Annotated in this window: 21 protein-coding genes; 7 read left to right on the plus strand and 14 right to left on the minus strand. The window is 64.7% G+C overall.

Features of this window, described 5'->3' with window-relative positions; genetic code table 11:
• Window positions 1-4 precede the first annotated feature (4 nt).
• From ACFOHJ_RS04455 to ACFOHJ_RS04465, 3 genes are all read right to left on the minus strand, one after another.
• Window positions 5-1063 (minus strand): amino acid ABC transporter permease, encoded by a 1059-nt coding sequence (locus ACFOHJ_RS04455; RefSeq protein ID WP_378218929.1) that lies wholly within the window; start codon window positions 1061-1063, stop codon window positions 5-7.
• A 35-nt stretch (window positions 1064-1098) separates the two neighbouring features.
• A complete protein-coding gene (locus tag ACFOHJ_RS04460) occupies window positions 1099-2265 on the minus strand; it encodes an amino acid ABC transporter permease (RefSeq protein ID WP_378218931.1) in 1167 nt (388 codons plus the stop codon).
• A gap of 87 nt (window positions 2266-2352) precedes the next feature.
• Window positions 2353-3399: an amino acid ABC transporter substrate-binding protein gene (locus ACFOHJ_RS04465; protein WP_378218933.1), complete on the minus strand. Its 1047-nt coding sequence runs from the start codon at window positions 3397-3399 to the stop codon at window positions 2353-2355.
• Window positions 3400-3795: 396 nt separating this feature from the next.
• Here ACFOHJ_RS04465 and ACFOHJ_RS04470 point away from each other — a divergent pair, with 396 nt between their 5' ends.
• The 3 genes from ACFOHJ_RS04470 to ACFOHJ_RS04480 are packed head-to-tail and all read left to right on the plus strand — an operon-like array spanning window position 3796 to window position 5526.
• Window positions 3796-4554 carry an SDR family NAD(P)-dependent oxidoreductase gene (locus ACFOHJ_RS04470; RefSeq protein ID WP_378218935.1) on the plus strand — a complete coding sequence of 253 codons (759 nt, stop codon included), beginning with the start codon at window positions 3796-3798 and terminating at the stop codon, window positions 4552-4554.
• A gap of 21 nt (window positions 4555-4575) precedes the next feature.
• Complete coding sequence (locus tag ACFOHJ_RS04475; RefSeq protein WP_378218937.1) at window positions 4576-4968, plus strand: Rid family hydrolase; 393 nt, start codon at window positions 4576-4578, stop codon at window positions 4966-4968.
• A 15-nt stretch (window positions 4969-4983) separates the two neighbouring features.
• Window positions 4984-5526: a hypothetical protein gene (locus ACFOHJ_RS04480; protein WP_378218939.1), complete on the plus strand. Its 543-nt coding sequence runs from the start codon at window positions 4984-4986 to the stop codon at window positions 5524-5526.
• Between the two features lie 42 nt (window positions 5527-5568).
• On the opposite strand, the gene ACFOHJ_RS04485 is transcribed toward ACFOHJ_RS04480, so the two are convergent.
• From ACFOHJ_RS04485 to ACFOHJ_RS04515, 7 genes are all read right to left on the minus strand, one after another.
• The gene (locus ACFOHJ_RS04485; RefSeq protein WP_378218941.1) at window positions 5569-6456 is read right to left on the minus strand and encodes a hypothetical protein; all 888 of its coding nucleotides are present in this window, start codon (window positions 6454-6456) and stop codon (window positions 5569-5571) included.
• Between the two features lie 7 nt (window positions 6457-6463).
• Complete coding sequence (locus ACFOHJ_RS04490) at window positions 6464-7177, minus strand: SDR family oxidoreductase (RefSeq protein ID WP_378218943.1); 714 nt, start codon at window positions 7175-7177, stop codon at window positions 6464-6466.
• A 13-nt stretch (window positions 7178-7190) separates the two neighbouring features.
• Window positions 7191-8504: an acetoin dehydrogenase dihydrolipoyllysine-residue acetyltransferase subunit gene (locus ACFOHJ_RS04495; protein ID WP_378218945.1), complete on the minus strand. Its 1314-nt coding sequence runs from the start codon at window positions 8502-8504 to the stop codon at window positions 7191-7193.
• A gap of 13 nt (window positions 8505-8517) precedes the next feature.
• On the minus strand, window positions 8518-9492 hold the full coding sequence (locus ACFOHJ_RS04500; protein ID WP_378218947.1) for an alpha-ketoacid dehydrogenase subunit beta: 975 nt from the start codon (window positions 9490-9492) through the stop codon (window positions 8518-8520).
• Between the two features lies 1 nt (window position 9493).
• A complete protein-coding gene (locus ACFOHJ_RS04505) occupies window positions 9494-10468 on the minus strand; it encodes a thiamine pyrophosphate-dependent dehydrogenase E1 component subunit alpha (RefSeq protein ID WP_378218949.1) in 975 nt (324 codons plus the stop codon).
• A 34-nt stretch (window positions 10469-10502) separates the two neighbouring features.
• Complete coding sequence (locus ACFOHJ_RS04510; RefSeq protein ID WP_378218950.1) at window positions 10503-11252, minus strand: SDR family oxidoreductase; 750 nt, start codon at window positions 11250-11252, stop codon at window positions 10503-10505.
• Between the two features lie 97 nt (window positions 11253-11349).
• Window positions 11350-12036 (minus strand): GntR family transcriptional regulator, encoded by a 687-nt coding sequence (locus ACFOHJ_RS04515; RefSeq protein WP_378218952.1) that lies wholly within the window; start codon window positions 12034-12036, stop codon window positions 11350-11352.
• A 242-nt stretch (window positions 12037-12278) separates the two neighbouring features.
• Here ACFOHJ_RS04515 and ACFOHJ_RS04520 point away from each other — a divergent pair, with 242 nt between their 5' ends.
• From ACFOHJ_RS04520 to ACFOHJ_RS04535, 4 genes are read left to right on the plus strand one after another with little or no spacing between them, the layout of a single operon-like run.
• Window positions 12279-13067: an aspartate/glutamate racemase family protein gene (locus tag ACFOHJ_RS04520; protein WP_378218954.1), complete on the plus strand. Its 789-nt coding sequence runs from the start codon at window positions 12279-12281 to the stop codon at window positions 13065-13067.
• A 35-nt stretch (window positions 13068-13102) separates the two neighbouring features.
• Complete coding sequence (locus ACFOHJ_RS04525) at window positions 13103-14425, plus strand: NAD(P)/FAD-dependent oxidoreductase (RefSeq protein WP_378218956.1); 1323 nt, start codon at window positions 13103-13105, stop codon at window positions 14423-14425.
• Between the two features lie 35 nt (window positions 14426-14460).
• A complete protein-coding gene (locus tag ACFOHJ_RS04530) occupies window positions 14461-16506 on the plus strand; it encodes an oxidoreductase (protein ID WP_378218958.1) in 2046 nt (681 codons plus the stop codon).
• 36 nt (window positions 16507-16542) lie between these two features.
• A complete protein-coding gene (locus tag ACFOHJ_RS04535) occupies window positions 16543-17079 on the plus strand; it encodes a hypothetical protein (protein WP_378218959.1) in 537 nt (178 codons plus the stop codon).
• Between the two features lie 16 nt (window positions 17080-17095).
• Here the strand turns inward: ACFOHJ_RS04535 and ACFOHJ_RS04540 are convergent, their stop codons facing one another.
• The 4 genes from ACFOHJ_RS04540 to ACFOHJ_RS04555 form a co-directional block, all read right to left on the minus strand.
• On the minus strand, window positions 17096-17851 hold the full coding sequence (locus tag ACFOHJ_RS04540) for an SDR family NAD(P)-dependent oxidoreductase (RefSeq protein ID WP_378218961.1): 756 nt from the start codon (window positions 17849-17851) through the stop codon (window positions 17096-17098).
• Between the two features lie 44 nt (window positions 17852-17895).
• A complete protein-coding gene (locus ACFOHJ_RS04545) occupies window positions 17896-18633 on the minus strand; it encodes an SDR family NAD(P)-dependent oxidoreductase (protein WP_378218963.1) in 738 nt (245 codons plus the stop codon).
• Between the two features lie 2 nt (window positions 18634-18635).
• Complete coding sequence (locus ACFOHJ_RS04550) at window positions 18636-19373, minus strand: SDR family oxidoreductase (RefSeq protein ID WP_378218965.1); 738 nt, start codon at window positions 19371-19373, stop codon at window positions 18636-18638.
• 71 nt (window positions 19374-19444) lie between these two features.
• Complete coding sequence (locus ACFOHJ_RS04555) at window positions 19445-20287, minus strand: substrate-binding periplasmic protein (RefSeq protein WP_378218966.1); 843 nt, start codon at window positions 20285-20287, stop codon at window positions 19445-19447.
• Window positions 20288-20295: the final 8 nt, after the last annotated feature.

Consider the following 20295-nt stretch of genomic DNA (forward strand, 5'->3'; position numbering starts at 1 on the left):
CTCCTTATTGCTGGCCAACGCGCATGACGCGTTCGAGATAGGCGCCATATCGCGACAGCGTGAAGACGAAGGCGAAATAGATCATGGCGATGAATGCGTAGACCTCGACATAGGCGAAGGTCCACTCGCCGGTACCATAGGCGGCGTTGCCCGAAGCCATGATCTCGAAAAACCCGACGATGACCACAAGGGAGGTTTCCTTGAAGGTCGTGACGATCTGGTTGATGGTCGGCGGCAGGGCATAGCGGAACGCCTGCGGCAGGATGATCATGCGTACGCGCTGCCAGTAGCTCAGGCCGAGCGCCTTGGCCGCTTCGTCCTGGCCGACCGGGATGGACTGGATGCCGCCTCTGATGATCTCGGCCTGGTAGACGGCGAAGAACAGCGCGAAACCGGCGATGACGCGATAGAGCTTTTCCCCCTGGAAGCCCGGCGGCAGGACGAAGGGAAAGATCACCGCCGCCGTGAACAGGATCGATACCAGCGGCAGCGAACGCACGGCATCGATGAAGGCGCCCGTCGTGCGCGAGATGACCGGCAGCGTCGAGCGGCGCAGCAAGGCCAGCCCGATCGCGACCGGCATGCCGACGAGCACGCCGCTGGCGAAGATGAAGACCGTCAGGGAAAGGCCGCCCCACTTTTCTTCCGGCACGCTGGCCAGGCCGAGCATGCCTCCCCGCATCAGTATGTAGAAGATGGCGAAGCCGCAGACCCACAGCGTCGCCAGGCGCTTGGCCTGCCAGAACACCGGCAGGCATGACAGAATTGCCGTCAGCACCACCACCACGCAGGCCAGTCCCGAGCGCCAGTGCTCGTCGAACGGGTAGAGCCCGAACAGGATCAGGCGCCAGCGCGCGTTGATGATCGCCCAGCAGGCGCCGGAACTGGCATGGCATGCCTCGGGGCCGCCGGCATCCGTCCAGACGGCGTTCATCACGCCCCAGTCCAGCACATGCCAGAAGACATAGCCGATCAGCAGCAGGCAGGTGACGCTGACAGCCGAATTGACGGGGGAACCGAAGAACACCCTGCCGCCGCCGGGCTTCGGAGGTTGTTGCGCCAATGGCACCCTATCCACAAGGTCGGTCATGGCCATACTCAGCTTGTCGACAGGCCCTTGATCGCGACCGCCTTGTTGACGCGGTTGAGGATCGTGGACAGGGAATAATTGACGATCAGGAAGCCGGCGATCAGCAGCGCGATCAGCTCGATCGTGTGCCCGCTCTGGGTGATGGAGACGGCGACGACCATGAAATAGTCGGTGAAGCCGACGGCGATGCCCAGCGTGGTCGCCTTGAGCAGCCAGACATATTGGTTGATGAGCGTGGGCAGAACCATGCGGATTGCCAGCGGCAGCCGGATACGGCTGAACACTTCCCACGGCCGAAGGCCGAGCGCCGTCGCCGCCTCCACCTGGCCGCGGCTGACGGCCAGGAAGCCGGCCCTCAAAACCTCGGCGATATAAGTGCCGCCATAGATCATGATCGCGGTGGCGAGCGCGGCGAATTCAGGCGGAATGGCGAGGCCGCCGCGGAAATTCAGCCCCTTCAGTGCAGGAACGCTGATCACGGTGCCCTCCTCGCCTCGCCCGACGAACAGGATCAGCAGCGCAACGGCGAAGGACAACGCAAGCACGGCGAGCCAGGCAGCGCGGCGAAGCGACGGCTCCCTGCGGGCAAAACGGCGGGCGTGCGCGATCCACAGCGCGGTGCCCAGCCCGACGATAACGGCAGCGCTGGCACCGACGGCCGCTATCGCGGATACGTCGAGGGCGGGGATGAAGAGGCCGCGAGCCGACAGGAACACCGTATCGAAAACCGAATAGGCCTGTCGGGGCGGCGGCAGCCGCGTGTAGACGGCGTACCAGAAGAAAACCTGCAGCAGGATCGGGACGTTTCTGAAGGTATCGACATAGATCGTGCCGATCGCATTCAGCATTGGGTTGCGCGCCGTGCGGGCCGCCGCGACGACCATGCCGACCATAGTCGCAAGGATCAGCGATATGCTGCCCAGGAACAGCGTGTTGATCATTCCGATCACCAGCACTTTCCAATAGGGGTCGCTCGGCGTGTAGGGCAGCAGCGAGAAGTTGATGTCCCAGCCGGTCGACTGGAAAAGGAAGCCGAAGCCGGCCGTGATTCCCTGGGCGCGCATGTTGGCGCTGGCGGTCAGCGCGAAGAACACGATTACCCCGACGACAGCCGCCAGGAACAGCGCCTGCGCTGCCCAGTTGCGAAACCTGGCGTTTCTAAGAAGCTTGAGCATCGTCGGGGTCACTCGAAAAGAGGCGGGGCCCGCCAGGGTCCGCGCCATGAAGGGCATGCGGGGCCGGAATTACCGGCCCGCGCCGCATCAATCCAGGACGAGAGGATAGAAGACGCCGCCTTCGGTGAACAGCGAATTGACGCCGCGGTCCAGCTTGTAGGGCGAATCGTCGCCGAGGTTGCGCTGCCAGAACTCGGCCGCGTTGCCGTACTTCTTGATCACGTTGTAGGCCCAGTCGTCCGAATCGAGCCCGAGCTGCTTGCCGATGCCCGGGGTAACGCCGAGCAACTTGGCCACTTCGGGGCTGGACGGGTTGGCCTTGGCCTCATCGACGTTCTTGCTGGTGATGCCGTTCATTTCGGCCAGCCACAGGGCGTTGAGCACCCAGTTGCCGATATCGACCCAGTTGTCGTCGCCCTGGCGCATGACCATGGCCACGGGCTCCGCCGCCATCACGTCGGGCAGGATGATGTTTTCGGCCGGATCCTTGTCCTTGAGGCGCACGGTGGACAGCACGACGTCCCACTGCGCATAGGCGTCGCAACGGCCGGAGAGGTAGGCGGCGTCGGTTTCTTCCGACTTCTCGATCGCCACGAACTTCACGTCCAGCTTGAGCTTGTTGGCGTAGTTGGCCATGTAGCGCTCGATGGTGGTGCCGGCGGGAACGCAGATCGTGCCGCCATTGAGGTCAGGGATATGCTCGGCGCCGGTGCTCTTGTGGACCATCACGCGGATCGGAGCCACGAGATAGGGGCGCGTGAATTGCAGATGCAGGTCGGTATCGCGGCCGAACGTCCAGCCCGTGGCCTTGATGACCACGTCGAGATCGCCCGACTGCAGCGACGGGAAACGCTGCGCCCAGCCGACGGGAACGACCTTGAGGTGTCCTTCGTCGGTGCCGAAGACCGCCGTCGCCATGGCCCGGCAAAGGTCGATGTCGTAGCCGCGCCACTGGCCCTTGTCGTCCACTTCGGCAAAGCCGAGATAGGAGCCGTTATGCCCGCTGCACAGCAGCGAGCCGCGCGCCTTGACGGCCTTGAGCGTGTCGCCGGATTCGGCATGAGCCGGGAGATTCCCCAACGAAGCCACGCAGGCGGCCATCATCATCAGACGCGAAATCGTCTTCTTCCACATATTTTGCTGCTCCCCAGTTGACAACGATTCTAGCTTCGACGTCGCTTCTCCCTGACATCGAAAGGTAGATGTTATAATTAATAACAAAATTCCGAAGTTGGCAAGCGCTAATGAAACAGGGAGGACGACGACTTGCCTGAAAAGCATCCAAGGCACGAGGAAACAACGGGAATTCGGGGTGAATGTGGCGGAAACCACGCAATTTTTCCGCTTATTCAGCTGTAAACTGTGTAGACTCCCGATTTCGATCGGGCCATCAGGACCCTGGCCCCGCCCGATGAGGCGCCGCGGCCCACATGCGGGGCACATGGCGGCGACCGGCGGGTCCGCCATCTTTCACCTTGTATAATCCGGCATTTTGTAATTTGTTATAACTCTCATTCTTGGAGGGATCTCATGGATAGGCATAAAGGCAGACGCGTGCTGGTGACGGGAGCCGCCAACGGCATCGGCTGGGCCTGCACGCAATTCTTCGCTGTCGAGGGAGCGGAGCTGTTTCTTATTGACCTGCCCGGGAAGGGGCTTGCGGACCGCGCCGCCTCTCTCGGAAGCAGGGCGCGCTTCGCCGAGGCGTCCGTCACCGACGAGAAGGCCGTCGGCGATGCGGTAGCTGAAATGACCGAGGCCTTCGGCGGCGTCGACGCGGTCGTCAATTCCGCCGGCGTCGTGGTGGTCGAGCCGGCGCTGGAGCATGGCATCGACGTCTTCCGGCAGGTGATCGACACCAACCTGGTCGGCACCTGGATCGTGTGCCAGGCGGCCGCGCGCCAGATGGCACGGCAAGGCGGCGGCGCCATCGTCAACATCAGTTCTGTCTACGGCTTCCAGGGCGCGCCCAACCGCACCGCCTATTGCGCGTCCAAGGGCGGCGTGATCGCACTGACGAACTCGCTCGCGGTCGAGTGGGGCCCGCTCGGCATCCGCGTCAACAGCGTCGCGCCCACCGGCACGCGCACCCCCATGGTTCAGGACCTGATCGACCGTGGCATCTACAAGCTCGAGGCCGTTGGCCGAAAGACGCCGCTCGGCCGCCTTGCCGAGCCGGAAGAGGTGGCCGCCGCCTGCGGCTTCCTTGCCGGGAACGAGGCCGGGATGATCAACGGCCATCACCTTCATGTCGACGGCGGCTGGCTCGCCAACGGCTTTCCGACCTAACCGAGACAACAGGAGAACAACATGGCGAAGAGACAGAACATTTCCTCGGGCTCCAAATTCGAGGAGGCCTACGGCTATTCCCGCGCGGTGAAGGTCGGCGACACGCTCTATATTTCCGGGACCATCGGCATGGACTACGCCGCCGGCGCGATGCCGGAAGACCCGATCGGCCAGTTGCGGCAGATCATCCGCAATTTCGAGCAGCCGCTCTCGGCGGCCGGCGCCTCGCTGCGCGACATCGTGCAGATCACCACCTATGTCTCGGCGCCTGAAATCTTCCAGCAGATCGGGCCGGAGATGGGCAAGATCTTCGGCGACGTACGGCCCACCAACGCGGCCCTCGTCGTCGCCTTTCCCGTGCCCGGCGTGCTCGTCGAGATCGCGGCGACGGCAGTCGTCGGTTGCGGAAGCTGAGGCGCGGGAGCGGACATGAACGATCCATCCACCGTCACGCATGGCGGCGTCACCTACACGATCGTGGCGCTCGACAGTTGCCTCGATCTGGCGATGGGCCTGCACAAACAGGGCAAGCCCTGGCACTCGCATGTGCTTTCCCCCGGCTGCGAGCACAATCCCTATGCCGATGGCTATGCCATCGTCATCGAGGACGACAGCGAGCGCCGCGCCTATATCGCCCGGTCTGAGGGCTTCCCCGAAGTCGACAAGGATCTGGTGAAGATCCTGCACGGCGACGACATCCTCGACGCGTCCAAGACGGCCTCCGCCGGGGGCGCCGGCAAGCCGGTCGTCTCACCGATGCTGGAGCGGCTGCGCGAGATCGATGCGCGCCGGGTCGCCTGGCATCATCACATGAACTTTCCGACCTGCGCGTTCAACCCGCAGCCCGGAAAGTGGGCCATCACCATCGAGAGCGGCGAAGGCAGCTTCTTCGAGGCCTATGACGACGAGCCGATCGACGTCCTGCGGGAGGTCGAGGTCCTCTACTTCAAAAACCTCGAAGGCAAGCGGTAGCCCCGTAACACCGAATTACGCCGGGCAGACACCCGGCGTAATTCAGCGCACACCCTGTTTGGCCAGCGACGCGAGCGTCGCTTCATTCAGCGCATTCCAAGGGATATAGGCGTCGAGCCAGGCAGCGGCCCTGCCCGTATAGAGGATAAGTTCCTCCAGGGCCTGCGGCGCCGTGACGGCGTCCTTCAGCAGAGGCCTGGCATCATCCAGCACGGCGCCGCAGCCATGCAGGGCGCAAAAGCCGTCGATACGGGCGTTGAAGGCGTCGATGAGGAAGCAGGCGACATCGCCGCGACGATCGGCGGAAATCCCTAAGGCATCGCTGCGCAGCCGCCACAGCAATTCATGCAGCTTGCGCAACTCGCCCTCGGCCATGGCCAGCGGTCCATAGGGCAGCATCATGCCGGTGCGGCGCATCAGCCCGTACATCTCCTCCGGCACCGCCGCCCACATCTGCCGGCGCGCCGCGCGTAGCGCCGCCAGCGCCGGCGATGCCAGCTCGTCCTCGGCGATGGCCAGGGCCTCGCACCCCTCCCCGGCCAGCAATTCGGCCCGCAACAGGCCCTGTCCGTGGTTCCGAACGACATGGCGGCCATATGCCTTCAGCCAGTCGATGTCGCCCGTCAGGCGGCCGAGCACGGAAACCTGCGCCTTTTCGGCCTGCAACTCGCCATAGATCAGTTCGAGGAACTGCCGCTCGGGCCAATAGAGAAAGGTTCCCGCCGGCAGGGTCAGGATGTCCTGCGCCTTCTCGATGTCGGCCACGACCGGCGCGTGCCAGAAAATGTGCTGCCCCGCGATCTTCGCACAATGGATGTCCAGTTCGGCCGGCAGCGTAGAGATCAGCTTGCCGATCGTCTGCGGCGCAAGGTCGGGGAAAAGCTCGATTTCGTGCGCCTTGCCGTCAAGTCTGAAGAAAAGCGAAGCCATGCAGTCCTCACGATTTGGAAAAATAGGTGCCGCCCACGACCTGCCGCGTCGGCATCATCTCGATGGTCGAAAGATCCACCGCCGGCGGGCTGTCCAGCACATGCAGGATCGTCTGCGCCACATCCTGCGGCAAAACGCAATCATAGCCGTCATAGAGATCGGCATCGATCCCCAGCTGCTCGTGAATGCCGGTCTTGACGCGGCCGAGGCGAATCTCGCTCACCCGCACCGCCGTATCGCGCAGGCCGTAGCGCAAATTGGCGGCGATGGATTGCAGCGCCGCCTTGGTCGCGCTGTAGACGCCCGGCCCGGTGCCCGCGACGCTGCCGCAAACGGAACCCAGCATTACGACCGTCCCGCGTCCCCGCTCGACCATGCCGGGCACGGTGGCCCGCAGCAGATTGACGGTTCCCGCGATATTGACGGACAGGAGCGAGGTAACCGTCTCCGGCGACGTCAGGTAGACCGGCTCCTGCGGGCCAAGGATACCGGCGGTGTGGACGACCGCGTCAGCCTTTACCGCAGCCAGCGCCCCCATCACCGCCTCGGGATCGGTCATGTCGGCGACCGCTATGTCGCAGCCGGTGCGCCGGGCGAGCGCTTCCAGCGCCGGCTTACGCGTCGCAAGCGCAACGACCTCAAACCCCCTTTTCACGAGCGCTTCCGTGACCGACTGGCCGATACCGCCGGTGGCGCCGGTTACGATCACGGTTTGCGTCATGAAACGGCTCCGTTCACGACGCCGCCCGGATGTTCTGCCTCACCAGCCTGGCGACCGCTTCCACGGCTTCGATCTGCGGCATGTGGCCGACGCCGGACAGGAAGTGCAACGCCGCCTGCCCGCCAGTGCCCAGGGCATGATGCATGGGGATGACCTTGTCCTGTTCGCCCCAGACGATCTTCACCGGCGCCGCGATGCCCTTGACGACATGGCGGAAATCGGCCGCCTGCGTCCCGTCGGGGAAGATCGCCTCGGCGATACGCAGTTGCGCCTCACGCAGCGCGGCATCCGAGCGCGCCTGCATGGTCGCCGCCACAAAGGCAGGCGAGGCGAGCGTGGCGTCGTAAAAGAGCCTGGACAGCCAGGGAGCCAGACTCTCGGTCCGCGTCGCGCGGGCAAGGCCCGAAACGAAGCCGCCGTTGATATCCGGCCCCAGCCCGGCCGGCGCCAGCAGGGTCAGCGACCGGATGGCATGGCGACCGCGCGCCGCCAGGGCCAGGGAAACAGCCCCGCCGAGCGAATGGGCGACCAGATGGAAATCGTCGACGGCCGCATGGTCGAGCGCCTGCGCCACGGCTTCGGCCATCTCGTTGACCGAAGGTACGTTCTGCGGCAGCGGCGAACGGCCATGCCCCGGCAAGTCGACGAGGATGGTGTCGAAGCCGTTGCCCAGCGCGGCGAGCAGCGGCTGCCAGGACGGGCCGTCGCTGCCGAAGCCGTGCAGGAAAACGATCCTGTCGCCCTGGCGACTGCCGCGCCTTTGGATGTTCAGGCCATCCGCTGGTTTCCCGGCCTTGGCCGAAGCGGAAGCGCTCGCCTCTTCGCGCAGCATCGGGGGCGCCACAGCCCCGCCGGCCTTGCCCGCCACATGGGCATCGAGATCGCGCAGCTTGACGCGCCCGGACGGGCTCGAAGGAACGACCGCGGCGAGGTCGATATTCCTTTGCGCGGCGACACGACGGGCCAGTGGCGAAGCCACCACGCGCCGTTCGTCGCTAGCCTGCGGCACCGGCGCTGCGGGCGCCTGCGCCGGGCTTACCGAAGACGCCGGCACCGATACATCCGACGGTACGGCGGAGGCCGCCGTGACGCCATCGCCGATGATGCCCAGCACGCCGCCGACCTCGATTTCCTCGCCGATGTCGGCCCTTATTTCCGCAAGCACGCCGGAAGCCGGCGCCTCGATTTCCGTCGCCGCCTTGGCCGTTTCCACGGTCACGACGGTTTCGCCGGCCTCGACCCGCTCGCCCTGCTTTTTGTGCCATTCGACGACGACGACGGCTTCCATGTACTCGCCGCCTGCGCCTACCACCGTGATTTCGGTCACAACCGGACCCTCCTCACTTGAGTATGTTTCGTGCGGCTTCTGCGATCTTGGTCGCATTCGGCAACACGGCCATTTCCAGCGGCTCGCTATAGGGAACCGGCATGTCCGGCAGCGTCACCCGCGCCACCGGCGCGTCGAGATCGTCGAACGCATGGTCCATGATCGTGGCCGACAATTCGGCAGCGTAGCCGCAGAAGCGCCACCCCTCGTTGACGACGACCGCGTGGTGCGTCTTGGCGATCGAAGCCTTGATCGCGGCAAGGTCCAGCGGCCGCAGGCTGCGCAGGTCGATCACCTCCGCGGAGATGCCGTCCGCCGCCAGCAGTTCGGCCGCCTTCCGGCTCTCGATCACCATGCGCGAGGTGGCGAAGATCGAGACGTCGCGCCCTTCGGTGACGGTCTTTGCCTTGCCGATCTCGACCAGGTGCTCCGGATCGTCCGGCACCTCGTCGCGCTGGTTGTAGAGCAGCTTGTGCTCCAGGAACACGACCGGCTGGCTGTCGCGGATCGCGGACTTGAGCAGCCCCTTCGCATCCGCCGGGGTGACGGGCGCCACCACCTTGATGCCCGGGATATGGGCGACAAGTGCATCGAGGCTCTTGGAATGCTGCGCCCCGGCACCGGCGCCACCGCCGCCCTGCGTGCGCAGGACGAAGGGCATCGTCACGCCATCCCACAGATACTCGTAGATCGACGCCTGGTTGATGAGCGCATCGAGAACGAGCGGCATGAAGTCGGCATACATGATCTCGAGGACCGGCCTGGTGCCGGTCATCGAGGCCGTCACGGCCATGGCGGCCAGGGCCTGTTCCGAGATCGGCGTGTCGCGTATGCGGGATTCGCCGAATTCCTCCATCAGCCCGCGCGTGACCTTGAACACGCCGCCATAGCGGCCGATGTCCTCGCCGAACACGAACACGGTCGGGTCGCGCTGCATTTCCTCGCGCAGGGCCTGGTTGAGGGCCTCGGCATAACGCATCATGCTCATATCAGACGGCCCCGGCGTAAGGAGAGGATTGTTCGAAGACGGCGAAGCTCGGAAGCGGCGCGGCGAGCGCCTGCTCCACCGCCCGGTCCACTTCCGCGACCGCCGCCTTCTCGACCGCGTCGAGGCGCTCCTTGCCGACGGCCTCCACCAGCGAATCGTAGCTGATGCGGATGGGGTCCCGCGCCTTCCAGGCGGCAAGGTCGGCCTCGCTCTGGTAGCCGCCCATGTCGGAGGTCGAAAAGCCCTCCCAGCGATAGGTCTTGGCCTCGATCAGCGAAGGCCCCTCGCCCCGGCGCGCGCGGTCGACGGCGGCCGAAACCGCGCGATAGACCTCGACGGCGTCGTTGCCGTCCACGATCTCGCTCGGCATCGCATAGCCGGCGCCGCGAATGCTCAGGTCGGCGACGGGCGACTGCACGCTCTGGTGCACGGTGAGGCCATATTGATTGTGCTCCAGCAGGAACACCATCGGCAGCTTCCACAGCCCCGCCATGTTCATGGCCTCATGGCAGATGCCCGTCTGGGCAGCACCGTCGCCGAAGAAGCACAGCGCCACGTTGGACGCGCCCCTGACCTGGATGGAAAGAGCCATTCCCGCCGCTGCCGGAATGCTGGCGCCGACGATGGCATTGCCGCCGATCAGGCCCTGGGTGATGTCGCCGATCAGCATGTGTCCGGCCCGGCCCCCGCAATAGCCGGTCTCGCGGCCGAGGATTTCCGCCGCGATGCGGCCGACGTCCAGCCCCTTGCCGATATAGTGGGCATGACCGCGATGCGTGCTGGTCACGAAGTCTTCGGCAGACAGCATGGCGGTGGCGCCGACGCCGACCGCTTCCTGCCCGTCGCAACGATGGATCGGCCCGCGCGTCTTGCCCGCCTTGTGCAATTCGCCCAGCCGCTCCTCGAGCAGGCGGGTCAGAATCATGCGGCGGTGCATTTCCAACCGCTCGTCGATGGAAGGTGAATTCTTCTTCATCCAGATGCTCCTGAGGATGACAGTGCCCGCAGGCCTATTTCGCGGCCCGCTGGTACATCTTCGTGCCGCCGATGACCTGGTGGGTGGGCACGACCTCGATCTGCGCCACGCAGACATGCGGCGGCGTCGCCAGCACGAAGCGGATGACGTCGGCCACGTCCTCGGGGTTCATGCACTCGTACGGATCGTAGAGAAGCTCCGCCGCCTTGGCGTGGTCCCCTTCGAACATCTCGGCGTGCATGCCGGAACGCACCCGCCCCGGCCGCAACTCAGTCACCCTGACGTCGGTACCGAAAAGCTCCAGCCGCAGGTTGGCGCTCATGATGTGGATGGCGGCCTTGGAGGCGCTGTACATCGGCTGGCCGGCAGACGGGTACGGGCCGGCGATCGAGCCGATATTGATGATGTGGCCATGGTTGCGCGAAACCATCCCCGGCACCACGGCGGACAGCGCGTTGTGAACGCCGACGACATTGACGACCATGATGTGCTGGGCCGACTCGTGGGGAACCGAGTAGTAGGTGCCCGTCACCCCCAGCACGCCCGCGGCGTTGACGAGGATGTCGATCTCCCGCGAGCCGAAAAGCGCCTGCATCCGCGCAACATCGGTCACATCGACGAAGCACGTCTCGACATTGGCGACGCCTTCGAGGTCCTTCAGGCGGGCCTCGTCATTCGACGCCGCGATAACCTTGACGCCCTGGCCCGCCAGCATCCTGACGATCGCGGAGCCGATTCCGCCACTACCGCCAGTGACCAGCGCGCTTGCTCCAGCCTTCAACATCCCATTCTCCATCGCCCGAAACGATGGCTAATGTTATTTGTTATATCAAATCGGCGTCAAGTGAAATTATCGCTTGTCGCCTGCGGAAGGGACAATCCTACTGCTGGGCGCAGACGGCCGCGTGCAGCGCCTGACCCGAAAACTCGATGTCGTGCGTGACGGCAGCGGCGACCGCCTCGGGATTGCCTTCGCGCACCGCGCGCAGGATCGCTATGTGATTGAGGATGCCGGTGTCGGTCTTGGCGAAATCGGGATAGATCACGTTGAGGTAGGAACCGGTCCGAAGCCAGCAGCTTTCGATCATCCGGACCAGGAAGGGCATGCCCGACGCCTTGTAGATACTGAAGTGAAAACTCCAGTTTAAGTCGATCAGAAGCTTGTATTCCTTTTTCTGGTTTGCCTCGATCAGCTGGTCGTTCAGCGCACTTATTTCTATGATGTCTTTCGGTTTCAAGTTAGGCGTCGCCTCGCGAGCCGCAAGCCCTTCTAAAGACACGCGAACTTTCATCAGTTCCCGCAGCTTTTCCTCGTCGAGGCGGGGAACGTAGATCGAGCCGTTCGTCTCGCCCAGTTCAAGGACGCCTTCCGCCGCGAGGTTGAACAACGCCTCCCGCGCCGGCGTCAGGCTTACCCCGAGCGACGCCGCCACGGCCCGCAAGGTCAGCTTCTCGCCCGGCTTGAAAAGACCCGCCATGATGGCGTGGCGCAGTTGCTCGCGCACACGCACGCCGAGCGTCTCGGTACGCTCGAAGGGCGCGAAACTTTCCAGGGCCTGCACCATCATTATGTCCTTGCAACTTCCCAATTGTTGTAACGTCTATTGTTTAGCATGTTTTGCCGAACGCGCTAGGCAAACGGTTTTGACCTGTCTGGTCGAGCCGATCGCCGGCAAAGGCCAATTCGCCGCCGAAACAGCACTCCAGAGCCGGAGGAGCCGCCCGACGGGCCTGGTTCGCCGGTAGAATCCAGTTTACATTTTTTTATAACATATTACAGTCTGGCTGCTCAACATGCCGAGGCGCCCCGGTGAAGATTTGCTGGATACACCCCACGACCAGGAATGATGGTCTTTCCCGCCTGTGGGACAAGCTGGATGCGGTGGTGCGCCCCGCCCTGAGGCCTGATACCGAACTGGAATTTCGTTTCCTGGCCAGGAGCGGAAATTTCACGCGTTCGCTTTATGCCGAGCACCTGAACTCGGTGCATATGGTCGAGGCGGCCCTGCAGGCGCGTGACGACGGCTTCGACGGCGTCTATTTCGGCTGCTGGAACGATCCCCTTTGGGAAACGCGCGAGGTGCTGGACATTCCCGTCGCTTCCGTCGGCGAGCAGTCGATGCTGGCGGCGCTCAGCATGGGCAAGCGGTTTGCGGTCGTCACCGTCTCGGAAAAGACCGTGGCCGCGATCGAGAACGACCTGATGGCCTATGGTCTCTCCAGTCGCGCCATCGCCAATCCGGTCCGCAGCATCATGCCGGAATCGGACGGCGGGCTTCTGCTCGGCTCCGTGGACGATCCGCATGCGAATTTCATCCCGCGCCTCGAAGCGGTCGCCGCTGACTGCATCCGCGACGGCGCCGAGGTCATTCTGGTAGGGTGCGCCTATTACGGCCCCCTGCTGCGCGCCGCCGGTTACGGCGAAATTCCGGGCACCGGCGTGCCCGTTCTCGATTCCAGCACGGTCGCCCTGAAATATCTCGAGGCGATGACCGACATTTCCCTCAAGCTGGGCGTCGTCAAGAGCAACCGCCGGCACCTGAAGGCCGCGCCCCGCGAGGCGCTGGACCGCGCCCGCGCCAGTCTCGGCCTTATCTGAATCACCAAGCAACCCTACAGCAAGGCAACCGCACCATGTCCCTGGCGAGCCCTATCGACAGCAGTCTCTCCGGTGTCGTCTGGACGAGGACGCTGAAAGAACCCGTACGCCGCTATCCTGCCCTTACAGGCGAGGAGACGGCCGACCTGGTCGTCATCGGCGCCGGCTATTGCGGCCTGAACGCGGCCATTCATGCCGCCATGGGTGGGGTGAGCGTCATTCTCCTGGAAGCCGGCGCCGTCGGCAACGGTGCGTCGGGCCGCAATGGCGGCTATAACGTGCCGCACTTCCCCGGCACGGTGTCCCCCTCCCAGGTCGTCTCGATGCTCGGCAAGCGCAAGGGCCAGGCCCTCGTCGAGCTGGTGCTGAACGGGGCGGATGCCGCCTTCCGCCAGGCGGAAGCCTTCCAGATCAATTGCTCGGCCGTGCAGAACGGCTGGATGCAGCCCGCCCATTCGGACACCGCTTTGCAAAAGGTGCGCAAGGTCTATGAGGACTGGAAGGCGTTCGGCGCCAATGTCGAGTGGCGCTCGGCCGCCGACGTCCGCGATCTCCTCGGGGCGCAGGGCTATCTCGGCGGCTGGTGGAACGCTACGGGCGGCACCGTCAACCCCTACGGGCTGGCGGTTGGCCTCGGCCGCGCGGCCGACCAGTCCGGCGTGAAAATCTTCGAGCACAGCCCGGCCACGAAAATCGAGGAGGACGCCGGCGGCGTGGTCGTGCACAGCGGCCAGAACCGCATCCGCGCGAAAACGGTGCTCGTCACCACCAATGCCTATACGGGCGATTTCCTGCCGCAGGTGCAGCGCTCGGTCATCCCGGTCTATCTCTACCACGCCACGACGCGGCCGCTGCGTCCCGAGTTGCGCCGCGAAATCCTGAAGACCGGCCTTTGCTTTACCGATACGCGCAAGTCGGGCGGCTTCGGCCGGCTCGATCCGGAAGGCCGGCTGATCCCGGGCGGAGCGGTCTTCGCTTTCGGCGACAAGAGGGCCTATGGCGAAAGGCACGCCCGCTCCCGCCTGAAGCTGCTGTTTCCGCAGCTTACCGATGAAGACACCGTCCTCGACAGCTACTGGGAAGGCTATTGCGCCGTCACCGACAGCTATCTTCCCCACATGCAACGCCTCGGCCGGAGCGTGTTTTCGGTCGTCGGCTTCTCGACGCGCGGGGTCAACCTTGCCCAGAACCTCGGCCGGGTCGTCGGCGAATTCGCCGCCGGCAAGCGCCGGATGGAAGACGTTCCGGTGGAACTGCTCGAGCAGCGCAAGGACGTTGCCCACTGGTCGATAAAGGCGCGCGCCGCCCGCCTCGTCTTCCCCTTCTACAAGGCCAAGGACCGGCTGGGCCTGATCTGATATCGCGACGCATTCATTGACGGAGCCAGACGCTCATGGGCGCCTACGACCCGCTTTTTGAACCACTCCAGATCAGGAACATCACGCTCAGGAACCGCTTCCTGAGCACGAGCCATGAACCGGGCTACGTGCTGGCCGGCAATATCACGGACCGCTACATCGCCTATCAGGAAGAAAAGGCGAAGGGCGGCGTCGGGCTCAGCCAGTTCGGTGGAGCGACGGCCGTTTCCGCCGAAAACTCTTTCTATTACGGCCAGATAAACGGCTCCGTGGATGCCGTCATACCGCAGTTCCGGCGCATGGCGGCGGCGATCCACAAGGATGGGGCCCACTGCACGGTGCAGCTTACGCATGGCGGCCGCCGCGAACGCTGGGACCTGACGAACTGGCTTCCGACCTTCTCCCCCTCGCCGCTGCGGGAGATCATCCATGGAACGTTCCCGGCCACCATGGAGGACCACGACATCCGCCGCACGATCGAGAACTATGTCGCGGCGGCCGCCCGAGTTCGCGAAGGCGACGTCGACGGCATTGAGATCTCCTGCCAGGCGGGTACCCTGATCGAGCAGTTCTGGTCGCCGGCCATGAACCACCGCACCGACGGCTACGGCGGCTCGCTCGCCAACAGGATGCGCTTCGGCCTCGAAATCCTCGAAGCCGTCCGAAGGCGCCTGGGGGACGACTACGTGATCGGCATGCGCATGCCGGGCGACGAAATGCTCAAGGGCGGGCTTTCGCAGGACGATTGCATCGCCATTGCATCGACCTACGCCAGAAGCGGCCTGATCGACTTCATCAGCGTCGTCGGTGGGCAGGCCACCGACTACCAGTCGGAAGCCCGCATCTGGCCGACGATGTGGGTTCCTTCCGCGGCCTACCTGCCCATGGCAAAGGCCATCCGCGACGAGGTTTCCGACAAGGTCAGGATCTTCCACGCCACCCGCATCACCGACGCGGCCACCGCGCTGCACGCGCTGGCGGGCGGTTATGTCGACATGGTCGGGATGACCCGCGCTTTCATCGCCGACCCCCACCACATCAACAAGCTGCGCTCCGGCCAGGAGCACGACATCAGGCCCTGCGTCGGCGTGGGCTACTGCGTCGACCGCGCCATTCGCGGCATCGACGCGCTGTGCGCGCATAATGTCGCCACCTCGCGGGAAGCCACCATCCCCCAGGTCGTGAAGCCGGCACAAGCCCGGAAAACGGTGGTCGTCGTGGGCGGCGGTCCGGCAGGCATGGAGGCCGCCCGCATTTCCGCGCGGCGCGGCCACAAGGTCGTGCTCTTCGAAGCCGCAAGCGAACTCGGAGGGCAGCTTCTGCTTGCGTCGCGCGCCACGTGGAGACGCGACCTGTCCGGTGTCAGCGCCTGGCTCGCGCAGCAGATGCACCATCTGAAGGTCGATCTGCGCATGAACAGCTATGCCGACGAACAAGCCGTCCTCGCCGAGGAACCCGATGCCGTCATCGTCGCGACCGGCGGACTGCCGAATGTCGGCCGTTTCGCCGGCAGCGAACTGGCCACGTCGGTCTGGGACCTTCTCTCCGGGCAAGCCGGCGTGAAGGACGAAAGCGTGCTGATCGACGAGAATGGCACGGCTTCCGCCGCCTCGGCCGCCGAGTTCGCCGCAGCCAGGGGCGCGAAGGTGACGATCGTAACCCCCGACCGCGAGTTCGGGCGGGAGATCGGCGGCACCAATCTCGGCGCCCATATGAGCGAGCTCTACAAGCACGACGTGCGCATCGAGACCGACACGAGGGCGCAGTCGATAAGCCGGCAGGGCAATCGCCTTCTCGTCGTCCTGCAGAACACCTACAGCGGAAAGACCCGACAAATGGTGGTCGACCAGGCGATAGGCGACAACGGAACCCTGCCGAATGACGACCTCTATTTTGCGCTGAAGCCACGTTCCCGCAACCTTGGCGAGGTCGACCTGCGCGCCCTGGCCGACGCCCGCGAGCAGGCGACCGTCAACTATCCCGAAGGCCGGTTCTCGCTGTACAAGGTCGGCGATGCCTGGGCATGCCGGAACCTTCACGCCGCCATGCTGGATGCGGCTAGGATCTGTCATCCGCTCTGACCTCGGATCAAATCTCCAGCGGCAAGGAATGGAAGCATGTTCCTGGAACCAACCGACCGGCGATACCAGGACCTGGTCGCGCATCTCGGCGAGCGCCATGCCGGCAAGTCCGATCTCAACGGCAGGCCGTGGCAGGAGCATTACCGCCGGGTCGCTGTCCGCGTGGCGATGCTCAATCCGCGCGCCAGCCGCGACCAGATGGAAGCGGCCTTGTTCCACGACGCCTTGTTCCACGATGGAGGCGGCTACGAATTCATGGAAAGGATGGGCCTGAGCGCCGAAACGATCAGGATCGTTCGCGCCTCGACCCCGCCTCCCGACAAGGACTATTTTCGCGACCTGCGCGACATGACGCCTAAGCAGAACGCGCTGTATCAGGCCTATATCCGCGCGCTCGCCGCGACCGGTGACATCCCGACCATCGAATTCAAGCTGGCCGATATCTGCGACACCATCGAACAACTGACGTTCTGCCACATCCAGGAAGTGCGCAAGCAGCTATACGACCAGTATCTTCCCGCCAGAAGCCTGCTCGAGGACGCGTTGCAGAGATCGGCCGAAGAGCGCGGCTAGCGCGCTCCGGCGGGCGTCATGCGATGAACAGGCCGCCGTTCACATGGAGCGACTGGCCGGTGATATAGCCGGCATCCGCCGAGAGCAGAAAGTGCACGGCGGCCGCCACATCGTCGGGCGCACCGGGCCGGCCGAGGGGAATGCGCGTGCGGTAGCTTTCCAGTTCGGCTTCCGGAACGCTGTCCTCGGTTCCCCTCTCCTTCTCGATGAAGCCCGGAACCACGCAGTTCACCGTCACGCCCTGTCCGGCAAGGTGGATCGCCAGGCTCCGCACGGCGGTCTCGAGCGCGCCCTTCGAGGACGCCGACATGGGAAACTGGCGTATATCCGTGCGGAACGTATGGGAGGTGAAACTGCCGATGGCGACGAGCCTGCCGCAGGCGGAGCGGGCAAGGTGTGGGGCCGCCGCCCGCGCGATCGCGAAAAAGCTGAAGACATTTCCGCGGAATGCATATTCCAGATCGGCCGAAGAACCCTCGTCGAACGACTTCAGGATCGGAAAGCCGGCATTGGCGACGACATGGTCCAGGCGGCCGAAGCTGGCCTGCGCCGCGTTCACCAACCCGTCGCCGGGCGCCTCGTCCGTCAAGTCGCCCAGGAAGGTCGTGGCCTCGCATCCTTCGGCGCGCACCAGGCCGGCAACGCGCTCCAGCGATTCGGCGGATTTCCGGGCATGGAGCACCAGGCCGCGATGGCTGCGCGCGAGCCTCAACGCGGTCGCCGCCCCGATGCCCGAGGATGCGCCGGTAATGATCGCTACGGGTTTTTCCATGTCAAAAGCCAGCTCGTCGTGGTGGTCTGAATGCCGATACCGGCTCACGCATAGATGTAGCCGCCGGAAACGATGATGTTCTCGCCCGTCATGTACGTGTTCTTCGGGCCGCCGGCCATCAGCACCCATTCGGCCATCTCGCGCGGCTCTCCCCCGCGCCCGAGCGGGCTCGCGGCGGCGAGTTCGGCAAGAAAGCCGGCCTGGCGGGCCTTCTCGGTGGCCATGCCGGCCGGCGCGACGGAGTTCACCAGGATATTGTCGCGGGCGACCTCCTGCGCGAAACTCCGCGTCAGGCTGACCACCGCTGCCTTGGCCGCATAATGCGCATTTTGCGGGTGCGCCTTGAAGGCGTCCACCGACGTGATGTTGACGATGCGCCCCTTGACGACGGCGTCTGATTTCTGTGCCCGGAACTGCTCGATGGCGGCGACGCACATGTGATAGGTGCCTTTGACGTTCACCGAAAGCGATGCGTCCCATTCCGCGTCGGTGATTTCCAGCATCGGCTTGCGCGGGTAGATCGCCGCCGAATTGACGAGCGTATCGATATGGCCGAGTTCGGCCGCGACCCGCGAAAACGCCTCGTGCGCCGGAGCGGACGTCCGGATATCGCAGCCGGCATACGCGCTCTTCAAGCCGGCGGCGCGGGCCGTGGCGAGCGCGGCCTTCTCGTCGATATCGATGATGCCGATGGCCGTAGCCCCCTGCTCGACCGCCATTTCAGCCAGCAGCCGCCCCAAGCCGGAACCGCCACCGACGATGACCACAGACAACCCGTTCACGTTCAGGATTCCTTTCTGGCGAAACCGCCGCCGCCGACATATTGGGCCGTCGGCAGGATGTCGAAGCGCGAGACATTGACCGCCGGCGGCATCTCCAGTACCGAGACGAGCATGCGCGCGACATCCTCGGGCTGGACGGCATCGAACGCCGCATACATTTCGGAACGTGTCCGGGGGTCGAGAACGTCTCGGTAAAGCTCGGTCTGGACCCGGCCCGCGACCAACTCGGTGATGCGCACGCCCGAACCGGCGACCTCGCAGCGAAGCGACGCGGCAAGGCTGGCGATGGCGGCCTTGGTGGCGCCATAGACGGCCATTTTCGGGAACGGCGCATGGCCGGCCGTCGACCCCATGAAGAAGATATGGCCCTTCCTGCGTGCCATCATGCCCGGCAGGGTGAGGCGCGTCACCGTGATCGCGGCGGCGACATTGACGGCAAAGGCGCGGTCGATGTCCGCCTGGGTCATTTCGGCCAGCGTCACCTGCGCCGGCATGATACCCGCATTGTTGACGAGCACGTCCAGTTCCAGCGGCGCCAGCAGGGCCGTCATTTTCTCAATGTCGGTGACATCCTGGACGACCGGCCGGATGCCCGGCGTCGTCGCCAGTTCCGCAAGCGCGCCTTCGCTGCGGGCAAGCGCCAGGACCTGATAGCCGGCCGCAGCCAGGGCGATGCTTGTCGCACGGCCAATGCCGCTGCTGGCGCCGGTAACGAGAGCAAGTCCAGGCCGTGCGGTCATCTGCGCGTCTTTCCAATATCGATGGTCCAGACGCCCGCCCCACCGAGGCAGGGCGGGCGGCCGGCTGGCAGTTACTTGATCAGGCGTGGTTCGCCGACTTCCGCGGCACTTTTGGGCAGCCCGAACTGCTCGAGGATTTCGACCAGCTTTCCGGAAGAACGGATTTCGGCCAGGTCGGCGTTCACCGCCGCCAGCAGGTCGGCATTGTCCTTCGACAAGGGCAAGCCCGCCTGCGCCGCATTGACCGATGCCTGGACGCGCTCGTCCTTGTCGGCCACCTTGATCTGGACGCCCTTCAGCGCGCTGCCGCTCTGCTGGGCCGACGTGCCGACGGCGACGCCGTCGATGCCGATCTGGATGCGGCCGGTATCGAGGTCCTGATAAAGCGCGACGTAGTTGTTATAGAGCTTCAGGTCGTCGCCGAGGAGTTTCTTCAACTCTTCCACCCACAGGTAGCCCTGCACGGTGCCGACCGAATGGCCCTTGAGGTCGTCGATCTTGTCGATGCCGTCCTTGGAGTAGATGCCCATCTCGTCGAGATAGAGCGGATCGGAGAGTGCGACGACCTCGGCGCGGGCAGCCGTGCGATAGTAGTCGCCGATCGCGACATCGGTGCGGCCCGAGGCCACGTAAGGCACCGCCGTCGCGTACTCGACCTTGGCGACCTTGATCTTCAGGCACTCCATCTTGGCGATGGCGGTGACGATCTCGCCGTCGATGCCGCTGACCTCGTTTTCGCCCTTGGGGATCGAGAACGGCGGGAAGGTGGGCGCCGAAACCGTCAGGTAGCCTTCCTCGACCGTCTTGATCGCGTGCTTGGGCGTGCATTCCTGCGCACCGGCGCTCGCCGCAAACCCCACGCATGCGACGGCGGCAAGCAGGCCGAGTGCCGAGCGATGAATGATCTTCTCCATGAATTTCC

It is taken from the genome of Aquamicrobium soli (assembly GCF_042646345.1).
Taxonomy (GTDB): domain Bacteria; phylum Pseudomonadota; class Alphaproteobacteria; order Rhizobiales; family Rhizobiaceae; genus Mesorhizobium; species Mesorhizobium soli_A.